The sequence below is a fragment of the Anabaena sp. FACHB-1237 genome (assembly GCF_014696225.1).
Classification (GTDB): domain Bacteria; phylum Cyanobacteriota; class Cyanobacteriia; order Cyanobacteriales; family Nostocaceae; genus FACHB-1237.
The window spans coordinates 1-15,635 of record NZ_JACJPV010000027.1 but is presented as its reverse complement, the minus strand read 5'-3'; the positions used below and the strand labels follow the sequence as shown (position 1 = coordinate 15,635).

Below are 15,635 nucleotides of genomic sequence, written 5' to 3'. Positions count from 1 at the left end.
CCTACCAATGTGCCTGTTGCGTAAGTCCGGAATATAAAGAATAATCAAGTAAGTCAATGAGGAGAAAGCAATGAAAAAATATATTATGTTTGTTTCCCTACCTTTAATGGGGCATATGAATCAAATGATAGCGATCGCTCAAGAACTAGTTGAACGAGGACATAAAGTTAGTTTTGTAATTCCTGAAATTGCCAAAAACTGGATATCTACAACTGGTGCAGAATTTATTAATTGGGAAATCATGCTAAATGAAATAGAAAGTAGCAATGATGAAAAAGATAATATTTGGCAAAATGTTTCTCAAGAAAAAAGCATTTTACATAGTGAAAAGATTATTTTTGAACGCTTCATTAAGTTGTATTCTCCTATGTATCAAAGTTTAATTTCTATTTTTGAAAAATATCATCCTGACCTATTAATTATTGATCGTGCTGTTATTGCAGCAATGGATTTAGCTCAACAAATGAACATACCATACATTATTCAAACTAGGTTTTTAGGTAATTTTGTGAAAACTAGTAGCAAATATCCTCATTTTAGTACATCTTATTCTATTAATATGAATTTATGGGAACGCTGTCTTAATTATCTCCAACCAATTCTATCTCTACCTTTTCTTATTCCTAATATGATTAAACTTAATCAACTACGTCAGAAATGTACTAATAATAAAAAGTTAAATGATCCTTTTAATAAACAGTTAATTATAGTAGGTACATCTTTTGGGATTGAAATTCCCAGAAAAATACCTCCTTTCGTACAAATGGTAGGTCCAATTTTTCCTAAAATAACCTCATCCCCTAGTCCTTCTTTAAGTACATGGTTAGAAGATAAAGAAGCAGCAAATGGTATTATATATGTTGCTTTTGGTACTCTTGCCGAGATTAACAAATGGCAGTGTCAAGTATTAGTAACAGGTTTAAAAAATACTAAATTGAAAGTTTTATGGTCTTTACCAACAAACAATCATCATCATCTTCCTGATTTACCAGATTCTTTTCGCATAGAAAATTTTGTTCCGCAGCAAACAGTTCTTGCTCATCCAAATGTGAGAGCTTTTGTTAGTCATTGTGGTATGAACAGTATTAACGAATCTTTGTATTTTGCCAAACCGATATTAGCTCTACCTTTTTTTGGAGATCAACATTATAATGCAGCCCGTATTGTAGATATTGGAGTTGGATTGAAATTGAACAAACAAAAATTTGATAGCACTGAAGTAACCACAAAAATTAATCACTTGCTTACTAATTCAACTTATAAAGAAGCTGCAAATCGGATGTCAGATGTTTTGAAAAATAGTGGAGGTTTAAACAAAGCAGTAGACATTGTAGAAAAGATGTTACTGGAAGGAATAGATTATTTCATCAAATAATATAAAAAAGCTACTTTATACTATGAATTAATATGATTCAAAACAGGTTTACCAGTAGATATAGCCTGTTCAATAATATCAACTGCTCTTTTTGTTCCTCCTGCTTTTTTAATTGCTGCTTGCAACCTTAAAGCATTCTGTTTATAAATATCTTCTGTGAGGACTTTTTTAATAGCCACTCGCAAATTATTCACATTAACTTTTTTCACAGGAATAGCTTCCCCACATCCAGACCAAACTATTCTCGCAGCCACTCCTGGTTGATCATTAGCCACAGGAATTGCTACCATTGGTACACCATTTGTTAAACATTCTAAAGTAGTATTTAATCCTCCATGAGTAATAGTTAAATTTGCCTTTTGTAATAATTGTAATTGTGGGGCATAACGCACTATGATAGGATTTCCTGGTACTCCTTTGAGGATTTCAGGATCAGCAGAACCTCCTAAGGAAATGACTAATTGTGCATCTAAATCTTCACAGGCTTTAGCAATATTTTCAAACACAAATAATAACTGATTTTGTAATGTTCCCATAGAAGCATAAATTAAAGGTTGTCCTGTTAATTTATCCCAGGGAAAATCAGGAACTTCTCGCCCCACTGGACTATGATATGGGCCAGTAAAATGAAAATATGCAGGTAATTGTTGACGAGGAAATTCTAATTCTGCTGGTTCTTGACTAATTTGTGCTAAGGGTAAATAGGGTTTACTAAGTTTTCTAGAAAGTAAATTATTTTCTGCACGATAATTATTTATAGGTAAATTAATTGGTTTTACCAAACTATCTAATAATTCATAACCTAATTTATTGCGAATTTTTGCCCACCAACTAGGATTATAAGACCAATTGAGGAAAAATGGCGGAATCGTCAGTTCTCGATTAAAAACTACTGCACTACAAATACTAATAAAAGGTAGATTACAAACTTCAGCAATTGTTTCTCCTTCTATGATTGCTTGATCTATGATAAGTGCTTCTATGCCTATTTTTTTGATTGCTGGAGGAATGTATTGTAAATTAGTATTGGCCTTATCTGCAAACAAACTCATAGTGTATTTAATGGCTGCTTGTCCGCTTAATTTTCCTAATTTATCTAGGTTGGCTTTTGCTGAACCTACAGGAAATATATTTTCCCCAATCATACAAAATTCTAAACCTGCTTTTTCTGCTACTGCTGCTCCATCAGGATAACCAATTAATGTCACACGATGGCCACGCTGTTGTAATTCTTTTCCTAAAGGTAGCATTGTATTCAAATGTCCAGTAGCTAGGGGACATATTAAGCCATAGTGAGTCATTTTTAGGTATTTCTGGTAAATTACAAAATGCTGTAGATTATACCAGAAATTACCAAATTGGTCTACTGTAATTTCAAAAATTTATCTAATGCTGCCACTAAACTTGGTGGCCAACGACGGATATTTGTCACCCAATCTATATCTTTATAACGGCTATCCAGTCCGAACGCTGCTACCCAATTACTTTCGGCTTCTCCTCTTTTTCCTGTCACCCAATATACTGCTGTTAATGCCGCTCGCATATCCGCAAATTTGGGATATTTACGGACGATATTTCGCATTTCGCGGATAGCTTTTTCTGTTTGATTGGTTTGATACAATGCTAGGGCATAATTGGCTCTAGCAAAGGCAAAACCTGGAGCTATTTCTGTGGCTTTTTGATAATCTAAAATAGCTGCTTCCCACTGTCCTAAACCTGTTTTAGCATTACCCCGATTATTATAGGCCATGGCATCATTAGTATCTAATTCTAATACATGATTGTAGTCAGCGATCGCTAACTCCCATTTTCCTAAAGCCTCTAATGCAGCACCTCTATTCAAATAAGGATCTGTGACATTCGGTGCTAACTCAATCGCCTTATTATAATCCTCTAAAGCCGCTACTAACTTATTTTGACTCACACGAGAATTACCACGATTACTCCATATAGCCGCATTATTAGGGAATTTCTCCAGAATTTGCGTCCAATACTCCTCCGCAGTGGCGAAATCCCCCTTATTCGTTGCTGTAAATGCCTTATTTGCTAAATCATCCCCCACTTGTAACTGCTGTTCTGTATAAGTAGGTTGTAATTCAGCTAAAGCAGGCATATTTCCTGCCAAAACAACCACCAAGTTCAAGAAAATACCGAGAAAAATACTAAAAATCTTAATCATTTAAGTCTTGATAATCTGCAACAAATTCATCATATACAGGACTTACGCAACTGGCACATTCGTAGGGTGCGTCAGACATCAAAAATCTGTTTATTTGCAAGATTTATACTGTGTGACGCACCCACTCAACAGATTTTTTAGTGTGACACTTACGTAAGTCCTAATATAGTTATCCTAAAGGATATCTGAACCACAAAAAGCTTACCAATACTCAATTGGCCAAAAAACCATGTTTTTGATATCTAACACACTCTACCAGTTAGGAGTTGAGACAAAATATCACTCAAAGCTAATCTTAGTACGTAAATTATCAATTACCTTGATAAAATTTACTGATATAGCCACATAACATCAGAATCTTACTACTGACTACTGACGGCTAAAAACCAAAACCTATTATATAATCGCAAAGACAGTCCATCATAGATCAGAGAAAATCTGTATTACTTTATATTTTTATATTTATAGTTCTTGCTAATTACCGTGTTAATTTTTAAATGTAAGTCAGATCGGAATCAAAACAGGCATAAACTACTACCTAAAATGCCTGTAAAAGGTAAATCTGTAAAAATTCTCGCTTCGATAATAACAGTATTCATATTGTGGGGATACAAAGAAATACAGGATATATTTCAGCAACCCCAAGCTATTTTAGTTTTAGGAGGATCTACCTCCGATCTAGAAAGAGAGAAATTTACTGCTAAGATAGCTAGGGAACATCCAAACTTGCCGATTTGGATTTCCGGTGGTAGTCCCCCTGAATATACAAAACAAATATTTACCAAAGCAGGAATTAATCCCAAAAGATTAAACCTAGATTATGAAGCAGTGGACACGCTGACAAACTTTACAACCTTAGTAGATGAACTTCATAATCGGGGGATCACCAGTGTTTACCTAGTCACCTCCGATTTTCATCTTCGTCGAGCTTGCATCATTGGAGAAATAGTTTTAGGTAGTAGGGGTATGAATTTTAAACCAATAGCAGTACCATCTCAAACACCGTCAGAACCCATAGAAAAATCTATTCGTGATGCCGCCAGAGCTTTAGTATGGGTAATGACAGGTTATACTGGTCATAAGAAATAACAGATCAAAATCTCAAATCTAAAATTCCCAAGATGGCCATAAGTTTGATACCCTAGCTTAAACAGATTTGAGAAAAGAGAAAGCGTGGAAATTCAACTTGGTCGGGGAAAAATGGCTCGCCGAGCCTACGGCATTGATGAAATTGCTTTAGTCCCTGGAAAAAAAACACTCGATCCCAGTTTAGCGGATACCAGATGGCAAATTGGTAATATTGAGCGAGAAATCCCCATTATTGCCAGTGCTATGGATGGTGTCGTGGATGTGAAAATGGCCGTCCGTTTATCAGAGTTAGGTGCTTTAGGTGTAATTAACCTCGAAGGTATTCAAACTCGCTATGTAGATCCTGAACCGATTTTGGATCGCATTGCATCAGTAGGTAAGGATGAATTTGTTACCTTGATGCAAGAACTATATGCGGAACCAATTAAGCCGGAACTAATTAAAAAACGTATTCAGGAAATTAAACAGCAAGGTGGTATTGCGGCAGTTAGCGCTACTCCTGTAGGTGCAAGTAAATTTGGAGAAGTAGTAGCTTCATCAGGAGCGGATTTATTTTTTATCCAAGCTACGGTAGTTTCTACTGATCACCTTTCTCCAAATAATATTACACCCCTAAACTTAGCGGAATTTTGTCGTTCTATGCCCATGCCAGTGGTATTAGGCAATTGTGTCACTTATGAAGTTAGCTTAGACCTGATGCGTGCTGGTGCTGCGGCTATATTAGTGGGTATCGGACCTGGTGCAGCTTGTACTTCCCGTGGGGTTTTAGGCGTGGGAGTACCACAAGCTACGGCGATCGCTGACTGCACCGCCGCTAGAGACGAGTTTTACCAAGAAACGGGTAAATATATTCCTGTCATTGCCGACGGTGGTTTAATTACTGGAGGTGATATTTGTAAATGTATCGCCTGTGGCGCTGATGGTGTGATGATCGGTTCACCCTTTGCTAGAGCCGCCGAAGCTCCTGGACGCGGTTATCATTGGGGTATGGCCACTCCTAGTCCTGTATTACCTCGTGGTACAAGGATTCGCGTCGGTACAACTGGTACACTAGAACAAATTCTGCGTGGACCTGCTGTACTAGACGATGGTACTCATAACCTGTTAGGTGCTTTAAAAACCAGTATGGGAACTTTAGGCGCGAAGGATATTAAAGAAATGCAGCAAGTTGAAGTTGTTATTGCTCCTTCTTTACTAACTGAGGGCAAAGTTTATCAAAAAGCCCAACATTTAGGTATGGGTAAATAGGAGTGAGTAGGGGTAAAGCATGATCTCATTGGTATCAACTTAACTTAAAACATAAGTAGAGACGTTCCATGAAATGTCTCTACTGGGAATGATAGCGCAGCGTGGTGTAAGCCATATTTCTTTGTGTAATCACCCAAGTTGCTAGTTATTAATTTTCCGATATTTTGTAGTCTGTAGAGTGCGTCAGACACCATAATTTAGGTTAAAACTACCAATCTTAAGATTCTGACGCACCCTACTTCATCTAACTGACAACTTACGTTAATAAGCTAATGTGCAGCACTCACTGTATAATTAAAAAACCTGAAGTTACAGTAGCACAAGCATCTTGCTTGTATTAATTATTCAAGTTAAAGGCACAACAGCTTACTAAAAATCATCTGCTATATAAAACCTAGAAAAAACTAGACTTTATTTTCTACTTCAATGGAAGCATAGGAGCGGCTATCGCTCAGTAGACTTACACGCCTTAGCCAGACGCTATAAATTAATTGCAGCATTTATATCCTTGTCCATCTCAAAACCGCAATTGTAACAGCGATAAGTGCTTTCAGACGTGGACACAGATAAGCACTGCTAAACCCGTACAAGTAGTCAGAATAAAGAATTTCTTCCCTGCACTCGGCACTCTGCACCCCGCAGCACCCCTATACATATCACAAACAAAAAAATTTTCTGATTGTTTCCTCAAATTACTGGCAAAATTGTATCTGTACCTTATAATAGAACTAGCGGAGACAAATGTTTCCGTTCACTCCTCACACCACATTACGCCCGGACTACTGTTCGGGCGCTTCCTTTTTAGACATCAGCTATCAACTATTACCTTAAAATTTTACCTTTTTAGCAATTACTTATCACCTATCACCAATTACCTTTGCTATGGTAGAATTTTCACCAAAGTTAGAAACATTTTATGTAAAGGTTTTGTGGAATGTCATCAGTAATAAGCGTTACAGATTCAAATTTTCCCCAAGAAGTCCTCAGTAGCGAAGTTCCAGTATTAGTGGACTTTTGGGCACCTTGGTGTGGTCCTTGTCGCATGGTAGCTCCTGTAGTTGAAGAAATTGCGGTGCAGTATGTAGGACAACTTAAAGTCGTTAAAGTCAATACTGATGAAAATCCCCAAATTGCTAGTCAATATGGTATTCGCAGTATCCCTACTTTAATGATTTTCAAAGATGGCGAAAAGGTAGATATGGTTGTTGGTGCTGTACCAAAAAGTACATTATCTAACACCCTAGAAAAGTACGTTAGTCCACCTAACCCTTAATAAAAGGATCAATAGATAATACCATTCATAAAAGTGATCATGGTAAACAGTAATCTAAAACGCTGATAACCTAATCTAAAATTCACATTCAAAAAATGGTAAGGGAATTATGGAATTTTCTGGAAATTATCTATTGAGTCCAATTAAACTTTTGTGAATAGTTGAAGAGATGCTGCTTTTGCATCTCTGAAAAACTGTTCTTATATTATCAGTAGTCAGCTTTTAGCTTTTAGTAGTAAAATTTTTCCACCCTTTTCTAAATGTTATTAAATAATTTTTAATGTTTGATTTTTAATGTTTGATTTTTAATGTTTGATTTTTAATGTTTGATTTTTGTATACTCCATTCTTTATTTCCCCATGAACTCTGACGCATCTTTGACAACATTGGATTCCTTACAAGCTGATATCGCTGAGTTAATTGATCGTTTACCAAGTTTAAAACATCGGCAATTTATTCATCAGGCTTTAACTACTATTTTAAATTTAGCTGATACCGAAATTGAAAGGTTAGATTGGAAAATCCTCACAGCAGCTTTAACTGATATGGAACGAGGTTTTAAACTATTTTATGATTACCGTCATGTCAGAAAAATTTCTATTTTTGGATCTGCACGTTTACAACCAGAACATCCTGCATATCAAATGGCTTTAGAATTTAGCCATGCAGTTACACAAATGGGTTTTATGGTGATAACTGGTGGTGGTGCTGGTATTATGCAAGCTGGCCATGAAGGTGCTGGTAAGGAAAATTCTTTTGGTTTAAATATTCAATTACCTTTTGAACAACAAGCTAACCCAGTAATTGACGGAGATGCTAAATTAATTAATTTTAAGTATTTCTTTACCCGTAAATTATTCTTCCTTAAAGAAAGTGATGCTGTGGCTTTATTTGCTGGAGGCTTTGGTACGCAGGATGAGGCTTTTGAATGTATGACATTAAGCCAAACTGGTAAATTTGGACCTGTTCCTTTAATTTTAATTGATCATCCCGGAGGTGATTATTGGCATTCTTGGAGTAATTATATTAATCAACAATTAGTAAATAATGGTTTAGTTAGTCCTGATGATCCTAGTTTATATACGGTGACTAATAATTTACAAGTTGCTTATGATGTGATCAGAAACTTTTATCGGGTTTATCATTCTAGTCGTTATGTGGGTAATCAATTAGTAATTCGTTTACGAGAAGATTTATCTGATGATCAGGTAGTAGAATTAAATGATTCTTTTAGTGATATTTTGGTCAGTGGTACAATTTATAAATCTCAAGCCTTACCAGCAGAAGCACAGGATGAAACCTTTGATTTACCTCGATTGGTTTTACATTTTAATCAACGAGATTTAGGACGGTTATATCAAATGATTTCTATGATTAATAATATGGGTATTGTCACTGAGGAAGAAGCAGCACATCCTGAAAGAAAGTGATTGCTGGTAATTTCTCAAGATTTATGAGGATAAGATCCAAGAAATCAAGTCTCAATTATTGTCTTAGCTATTTCTTGGTGACAATGTAAAGCCTCCAGGGTCAAAACTTTATTACATAAACCACTATTCTCTATGATAGCTTAGTTGCCATTTCAATCCCTAATAGGGATTATAGAGAATTTTAACTTCTGATTATGTAGGAGGTTTGTTAGAGTTTTTTGGTTTCAATCCCTAATAGGGATTATAGAGAATTTTAACACCGTGCTGGACTACCGTTGCGCAGGGCGGCGAAGTTTCAATCCCTAATAGGGATTATAGAGAATTTTAACTAAAAGTACGCAGTACAGGTATTTCACAGATCCTGTTTCAATCCCTAATAGGGATTATAGAGAATTTTAACTTTAACAGGGTTATTTTGTAAGTAATCCTTAAAGCTATGTTTCAATCCCTAATAGGGATTATAGAGAATTTTAACCTTTAGCCCCATCTCTATTCACGTAAGGATGGATTATTTCTGTTTCAATCCCTAATAGGGATTATAGAGAATTTTAACTTCAAGAGGTATCCTGTGCTTTTTGCATTCAAGTTTTATGTTTCAATCCCTAATAGGGATTATAGAGAATTTTAACAGTCTCCTTGTCAGAAATGTCGTGTTTATGAAGGTTTCAATCCCTAATAGGGATTATAGAGAATTTTAACGAGATCGATTTGATCATTAGTAGCCTCATAAATGTTTCAATCCCTAATAGGGATTATAGAGAATTTTAACGCCATATTAAATGATGTGTTTGGTAGTACGTCACCGTTTCAATCCCTAATAGGGATTATAGAGAATTTTAACATGGTGTCGTGGGAAGCTGTTACATACCCACTTGGTTTCAATCCCTAATAGGGATTATAGAGAATTTTAACTTTAGAAATTGAATTAAGGAAAACTGAAAAGAAAATACTGTTTCAATCCCTAATAGGGATTATAGAGAATTTTAACCAAGAATTTGCGCATACACAGGAAGATATTGCCAGTTTCAATCCCTAATAGGGATTATAGAGAATTTTAACTCTTGTCAAAAGTTTTATCAACTTCGTCCTGAATTGTTTCAATCCCTAATAGGGATTATAGAGAATTTTAACGACAAATTATGAATTGCTTATTTCTGATTCATGGTTTCAATCCCTAATAGGGATTATAGAGAATTTTAACTATGCGTATGTGTATATATCCTAAGTATTTCTACTGTTTCAATCCCTAATAGGGATTATAGAGAATTTTAACGGGAATTAGATGGGAAGTAGCGCGATCGCTCACTAGTTTCAATCCCTAATAGGGATTATAGAGAATTTTAACAGACTCCTAATGGGTATGATAATCTCTCAGAGAGAAGTTTCAATCCCTAATAGGGATTATAGAGAATTTTAACTAGTATTATCAATCATTTTAAAGGCGGAGTGGTTTAGGTTTCAATCCCTAATAGGGATTATAGAGAATTTTAACTTCTTCAAATAGCAACTGTGTGCTTGAAGAATGAGTTTCAATCCCTAATAGGGATTATAGAGAATTTTAACTTTATCTGTGTTTGCCATTCCAGTAGTGTTAAGGCGTTTCAATCCCTAATAGGGATTATAGAGAATTTTAACTTAGATTCCTTATCAGGTTCTACTATTGAAGCAATCGTTTCAATCCCTAATAGGGATTATAGAGAATTTTAACACTTCTGGATGTAGTGGTTGTAGTTGTGATTGGTAGTTGTTTCAATCCCTAATAGGGATTATAGAGAATTTTAACTTTAGTAGGTATAGCAGTATGGCTAGTCAGAACTTGTTTCAATCCCTAATAGGGATTATAGAGAATTTTAACTCCATATCTCAACAACCCGGGAATTAGATATAGAAGTTTCAATCCCTAATAGGGATTATAGAGAATTTTAACAAAAACTTGCACATCAGAATATTGAATTAGAAGGTTTCAATCCCTAATAGGGATTATAGAGAATTTTAACGAACAATTTAGATTAGAAATTGCTTCATTATTAGGTTTCAATCCCTAATAGGGATTATAGAGAATTTTAACCGTGGGGTAGTGAAAGGCTAGAAATATTTAGTTTTCAAGGTTCGGTAGCGCGAGTGATATGATTGTAGTCCATTCCAGAAAAAAAGTCAAGAGGTAAAATAGCCAAAAACCTTACAGTGTAAAGTGCGCGAGTGTGTCAAAAAGAAAAAACCCGGAAAACCTTATGAACAATTGAGTTGAGACATTTTTTCATCATTGGTGATTTTTACACCCACCCATTCGCGCAATTAGCAACACTTAGGCAAAAATTTTACCACTTATAATCTATCACCTATCAGCTAACTTAAGAGGAGACGGTTGTAAATTAATACTGCATGGTTCATCCAAAGATTGTAAAGTGCTAGATTTAATCTTCTCCAAATATCGGACTAATAACATAACTTGCTGAGAATTAGGACGATAAGAAAGATTACCTTGTTTAGTAAATAATGCCGTAGAAGCGATCGCTTGATAATCTGCATTATGTTGTGATTGTTGAGTCAACCAAACATTATCTGTATAAGCAGGAATTAAGCCAGGTGGTAATTCCCCTTCTAAAAATGCCAATAATCTTTGTTGACAAATGCGAGTATTAATGCCGCGATTTTCAAATAATTGCAATACTTCTGGAAAAGATAAAGTACGATCTGGTAAAATTTTCAACAATTCTGAAAACAAGAAATAATCACTATATTGTTGTTGAGGAACATTCAAAATCTGGGGATATAATGGCAACATGGATAAACCTAAAGCCACTCGACTACAATTAGGAGAACCATTTTCTGTTGAATAGGAATTGTGAATTATTTGGGCGTTAGGAAGTTTCTGTTTTAACCAACGGTTAATAGTTCCTATAGAAGCTACTCCTCCATTGATAACTGCCTGATTGATAGCTTCGGTGGGAATACCGCGAGTTACTAATAATTTATTTAATTCTCGATTTAAACGTCTGACAAAAGGTACAAATATTTGACTTTCTAAATCTCTGCGAGATAGTGACCAATGTTGATCGGCAAATTCTAAAGTGAAGGTTTCTTGATGTTGTAAAATCAGTTTTAAGGCTAAAGCTGCATCTAATAAAGCTTGTCCTAAAATAGAACTTTCTAACTTTTGTTGGAGACGAATTCTCAATAGAGTATCAGGTTCTGCCACTCTAGGAAGTTCTAAATTTTCTAACTTTAAATTAGAAAATTGGATTCCATCTAAACCGGGAATTGATGGTTGCCAATGCCAAGGATTTTCAGTAGAATTATGAGAACGATCAGTGGATAAACGAGGTTGACGAGATTTTGGTGGTAGCAATAGTTGACAAATAATATCTTGTTCTATGGCTTTACCAGCATAGCTAAAACTATGCAGCATAAAGTCTTTATACCTAATTCCTTCTAAATTTGTGGGAATATCTATTAAGGTCATTTCGGTAGAAATTGCACCAATATTAATAGATAAAGTGTTTCCTAAAATGGGATGATCATTATTTTTGATATCGCGGAAACCTTGAGTTTCACTTAATTGTACGGGTTGAATTTTAGTATTATCTAATTCTGGTAATAGACTAGCGATCGCTTCTTCCACAAATAATACTTGTTGACCATGTTCTACCAATTTACTAGTCAAAATAGCTTCCCGCACATTAAAACGATATTGTTCATTAGCCGCGCTAGGACAATTACAAATTACTCCCGTAATATTATTAATAATGCGGGAAAAAGTAGGATGATCAATACCTACAGCATTAGCAATTAAAGCCGGAGTTGTGCTAGTTTGACTAGATTTAAGGGTTAATAATAATTTAGACAGCGATCGGACTACCCAAATTAACGGACCTGCGGAAAATTCATTTAACTGTAACACAGGTTCCCACTTTTGTCGTTCTTGTTGATAAGCAACTCCAATATGTAAATAAGGTTTCAACTGTGCAGAAAATAATTGTTGATTATTTCCCACAATTTCGGAAATAGGAATTACATTACTGGGTAAATAAACTTCCGCAGGTAAACGGAAAGACTGTTGAAATATAGTGCCAATAGTTTGTACTGCTGCTGACCAATATATCGGATAAACCACTAAACCATCATAATTAAATAAAGCCGCAGAAATACCCGTAGTTCCTAAATCTAACCCTAGATACCACGTATTATTAACTACATCATCATCAACATTATGATCAACATTTTCAGGAGTTTTCAAAGCATCTTGTAAAATCTCCTGAGTAATAGTTTGTGAAGTAGTTTGTGGTAGAGAATCTTGTTTTTCTTCCTCTAGTAAACGAACAAGATGATCTGTAATCTCTACTTGAATCTGTTCTTGAGGAACACTTTTGGGGACATCTGTAAATTGTTGAATATCTACACCTATTCCTGAATTAACTTCATTAGCCGATTTGTTTAAAGATTGATCAAGATCAAAATTAGCCAAATCTTGATCTAATGATTGTAATTGTTGTTCATCTAAAACAATTTCTGGTACATTAGGAAGATCGTTATCTAATAAAGACAATAAATCGTCCTGGGGAGAAGCCATTACATAGTTATAAGGATGATCATAACCATAATCAATATTATTCTCCAACTTTGTACCATCTTGTGGTATGGTATCTACCAAAATATTCTGAGATAAATTTTCTGCTGTTTCACTTTCTTGATCATCTGGATAATATTTATTGTCTGGCAGAGTATCCACTACTAAATCAGTTAATACCGTAATAATATCCACATTATCTGGCAAATTATTATCCACAGAGTTATCGGATAATATTTCTTCAAGATTTAACTCAACATTTAACTGTGGTATAGCTTCATCATTAAAGCTATCACCAACTAATACATCAGGATTATTTTGATCATCCTCTATTGTTTCATGCCACACATTAGGAACTACCAGGATATTATCTTGTAAATTATCCTCTTGTTCTCTTGATATTACATCATTCACATCATCACTGTTAGATAAGTCCTTAATTGTATCAACTATAGGTTGATCAGTTGTAGCTGGTAAACCTATAGAAAAATTCTCATCTTCCCTTTCTGGAATAGAGACAGAAATTTCCGGAGGATGATCCCAATTCAAAAAAGTTGCATATAATTCATCAACTGCATCTGCATCATCTTCACTAACTTCCTGAACAACATTACCAGAAATCAAATTAGTCAAATGTATATTTTCTCCTACTGTAAATAGAGGTTCATTTAAAATATCCATCCTACTTTCTAGTAATCTTGAAGAAGATTCATATTCATTATTTCTGTTGTCATCATTCACATCAGAACTTGCAGATGTTTCTTCATTTTCAGATGGTACTAATAAGTTAGAAACAGGCGTTAATTCTTGATTATCTTGAATACCAGATGCTTGAATTATCGGTTCAATATTTAAGGAATACTGCTGTAAATAGCGAGTCAAATTGTCTAAGAAACTGGCCATTAGTTGTTCCCCTTGCATCCCTTGGCTGTGCATTTTCGATAATCCTTGAGACAAAGATTGGTAGTAAGTATTAATATTCCTTTCTAAAGCCTCAAAAATAGTATTCACTGTACCATCTAAGGATAGCAATCTTTGATCTAAATTCTTCACCAAATGGGCTAATTGTTCTATTTTTTCTGCTGAGTCTAAAATTGGTTTAATTGCTGAATTTAGGGCTTCTAAATTATCTTCTTTGTCTTCTGGATATTCCTGATCTAAATTTGATTTTTGATTTGATTCTTGGGCAACTTTTACGCCAGCATTTCCTACAATATTATTTGCATTTAGATTTGATATTAAATGTGGTGCTAAACGACTCATCAATGCTTCTAAAAATTCAGAAATAATCTGTTCTTGGTTTGCTAACTGACGACTTAAAGAATAATTTTGTAGTCTTTTTTGTTCTAATTGTCTAATTTCGTGCATGAGATTTGTTCGTTCTTGTAGCATTTGGTATAATTCAGATTGTAAAGACTGAATTACTACTGTAATTCCTTGTTTTATTTCTGTGAAATTTACCTCACTTTCTACAGATTGTGTAATAGTTTGACTTGATTGATTTTGAGTGTTATTTTGTTGAGTCTTTTCAGAAAATTGTGTTAGCAATGATGAAAATGGTGTTACTGTAGATGGTGGTGTTGATGACTCAGTAGCCGGTTGTTCTGTAAATGTTTCTATAGATGATTCAAGAGTGTCTATTTGTCTATTTTCATATTGCTCTTCTAAGTTAACTAACAAATTACGCACTCGTTTAAATAATTCTCGTTCTTGTTGTGATTGATTAAATATAAGTTTAGAAAGACCATTATGATTATGAGTTAATACTTGGTCAATTTCTTCAATTAGTTGTTGAATTTCATCTTTGTAGGAAGTCACTTTACATTACCTTAATGAATTTACAATGAATTTACAACTGATATAGCAGTTAGTAAAGATAGATGACAGATAATATCAAATACGAGTGGGAAGTGCAGACTGCTGATTACTAACAATTTTGTAGTAAAGCACAAATTGAGCAAAAGTAGAGGGGTTAATTAACAGTAACTGAAAAGCTAACAATTGCTAACAATTACCTACTTGTGCTTACTGTACAAAGTCACACCTCTATGGTAACAATATTGGAACTTTGTGGTAAAATATCTTTATGCTACTAGGATTCAAGACCGAACTCAAGGCTAACAAGGAACAAAGACTAGTACTGAAATAACACGCAGAAGTAGCCACACACGCTTGGCATTCAGGTTTAGCATTGTGTCAACAGGTTCTCATACGTAATCGCTATTTGGTTACTACCTGCTATATAAAACCTAGACAAAACTAAACTTTACTTTCTACTTCAATGGGAGCATGGGAGCGGTTATCCCTCAGTAGACTTACACGCCTTAGCCAGACGCGATAAATTAATTTAATTGCGGCATTTAGATCCCTATCCATCTCAAAACCGCAGTTCTCACAGTGATAAATTCTTTCAGATAAAGAAAGATTTTCTTTTTTATATCCACAGTGAGAACAAGTTTTGCTGGATGGATAAA

At 34.8% G+C, this 15,635-nt stretch carries 10 protein-coding genes and 1 CRISPR repeat array; of the genes, 5 read left to right on the top strand and 5 right to left on the bottom strand.

Annotated features, from left to right (window positions below; genetic code table 11):
* Positions 1–70 precede the first annotated feature (70 nt).
* Positions 71–1,375: a glycosyltransferase gene (locus H6F32_RS13715; RefSeq protein WP_190369890.1), complete on the top strand. Its 1,305-nt coding sequence runs from the start codon at positions 71–73 to the stop codon at positions 1,373–1,375.
* 20 nt (positions 1,376–1,395) lie between these two features.
* Here H6F32_RS13715 and H6F32_RS13710 read toward each other — a convergent pair whose 3' ends face one another.
* Entirely contained in the window at positions 1,396–2,676 is a 1,281-nt protein-coding gene (locus tag H6F32_RS13710) for a glycosyltransferase (protein WP_190369889.1), read from the bottom strand.
* A 62-nt stretch (positions 2,677–2,738) separates the two neighbouring features.
* Positions 2,739–3,554 carry a tetratricopeptide repeat protein gene (locus H6F32_RS13705; protein WP_190369888.1) on the bottom strand — a complete coding sequence of 272 codons (816 nt, stop codon included), beginning with the start codon at positions 3,552–3,554 and terminating at the stop codon, positions 2,739–2,741.
* Between the two features lie 543 nt (positions 3,555–4,097).
* On the opposite strand from H6F32_RS13705, the gene H6F32_RS13700 reads away from it, so the two are divergent.
* Together H6F32_RS13700 and H6F32_RS13695 are read left to right on the top strand one after the other, a co-directional pair.
* Positions 4,098–4,643 (top strand): YdcF family protein, encoded by a 546-nt coding sequence (locus tag H6F32_RS13700; protein ID WP_190369887.1) that lies wholly within the window; start codon positions 4,098–4,100, stop codon positions 4,641–4,643.
* Positions 4,644–4,727: 84 nt separating this feature from the next.
* Positions 4,728–5,891, top strand: a complete 1,164-nt coding sequence (locus H6F32_RS13695) for a GuaB3 family IMP dehydrogenase-related protein (protein WP_190369886.1) — start codon at positions 4,728–4,730, stop codon at positions 5,889–5,891.
* Positions 5,892–6,371: 480 nt separating this feature from the next.
* On the opposite strand, the gene H6F32_RS20925 is transcribed toward H6F32_RS13695, so the two are convergent.
* On the bottom strand, positions 6,372–6,455 hold the full coding sequence (locus tag H6F32_RS20925) for a zinc ribbon domain-containing protein (protein ID WP_313926641.1): 84 nt from the start codon (positions 6,453–6,455) through the stop codon (positions 6,372–6,374).
* Positions 6,456–6,825: 370 nt separating this feature from the next.
* Here H6F32_RS20925 and trxA point away from each other — a divergent pair, with 370 nt between their 5' ends.
* Positions 6,826–7,164, top strand: coding sequence for a thioredoxin (gene trxA, locus H6F32_RS13685; protein WP_190369885.1), 339 nt, complete (start codon positions 6,826–6,828; stop codon positions 7,162–7,164).
* Positions 7,165–7,523: 359 nt separating this feature from the next.
* On the top strand, positions 7,524–8,594 hold the full coding sequence (locus H6F32_RS13680; protein ID WP_190369884.1) for an LOG family protein: 1,071 nt from the start codon (positions 7,524–7,526) through the stop codon (positions 8,592–8,594).
* Between the two features lie 149 nt (positions 8,595–8,743).
* Positions 8,744–10,662: direct repeats of the CRISPR family, unit length 37 nt; unit sequence GTTTCAATCCCTAATAGGGATTATAGAGAATTTTAAC.
* Positions 10,663–10,929: 267 nt separating this feature from the next.
* Here the strand turns inward: H6F32_RS13680 and H6F32_RS13675 are convergent.
* Positions 10,930–14,979: a hypothetical protein gene (locus H6F32_RS13675; protein ID WP_190369883.1), complete on the bottom strand. Its 4,050-nt coding sequence runs from the start codon at positions 14,977–14,979 to the stop codon at positions 10,930–10,932.
* A gap of 441 nt (positions 14,980–15,420) precedes the next feature.
* Positions 15,421–15,635 (bottom strand): transposase (locus tag H6F32_RS20615; RefSeq protein ID WP_242031133.1); only part of this gene is annotated, 215 nt, incomplete at its 5' end.